Source organism: Parvimonas sp. M20 (genome assembly GCF_035282425.1).
Taxonomy (GTDB): Bacteria; Bacillota; Clostridia; order Tissierellales; family Peptoniphilaceae; genus Parvimonas.
The window spans coordinates 1-636 of the sequence record NZ_JAYKBQ010000062.1 but is presented as its reverse complement, the minus strand read 5'-3'; the positions used below and the strand labels follow the sequence as shown (position 1 = coordinate 636).

1 protein-coding gene is annotated in these 636 nt (G+C 46.9%); it reads right to left on the bottom strand.

Features of this window, described 5'->3' with window-relative positions; all coding sequences use genetic code 11:
- Positions 1 to 147 precede the first annotated feature (147 nt).
- Positions 148 to 636: hypothetical protein (locus VJI93_RS08365; protein WP_324009256.1), on the bottom strand; the 489-nt coding region annotated here is incomplete at its 5' end.

Here is a 636-nt window from a genome sequence, read left to right as displayed (position 1 = left end):
TTACCTTCCGCCACTGCGGCGGCTTATTCAAGACTACTTCGCGCTTAGGCATATGGCCAGCATACCAGGTAACACCCACCCAAAACAAACTGAATATTCCAGTCATGGCAAGAATAAACGCCCCTAGCATTACCAGCCATTTACGCATTATCCATGCTCTTTCCTCAACCTGTTTTGATCATCTAATTGTCCGCCCCTGCGCAAAGCGCCAAGGTAGTTTCCTATCTGAATCTCACAGATATCTGTGCCAGCAGACGTATGCATCGTATTATAATGCTTGTCCCAATATGCATGCAAGATCTCGAGCTTCTTCGACGTAGTAACGCCCTTCATCGAGAGACGCACAGCCTGCCAAGCACTATTCCGAACACAATGCACCTGCACAAGACTTTGATTATAGCCCCGCTGCACCTTATCGTTATGCCGCCAGAACGTATCCTTGCCTTGAGCCGACAGATGAAGACGCAATGCACCTGCCTCACCATCAATCTTAGCCTGAGACGCAGAACGCTTGTCGTAATCGAAAGTGCCCCAGTTTGCCATCTTATCAACCTCTATGCGTTTGCTGTTCAATACAATATAATACTTCAAAATCGAAGGAATCGCAAGTGGGGTAATGAGAAATATATTTAGGTG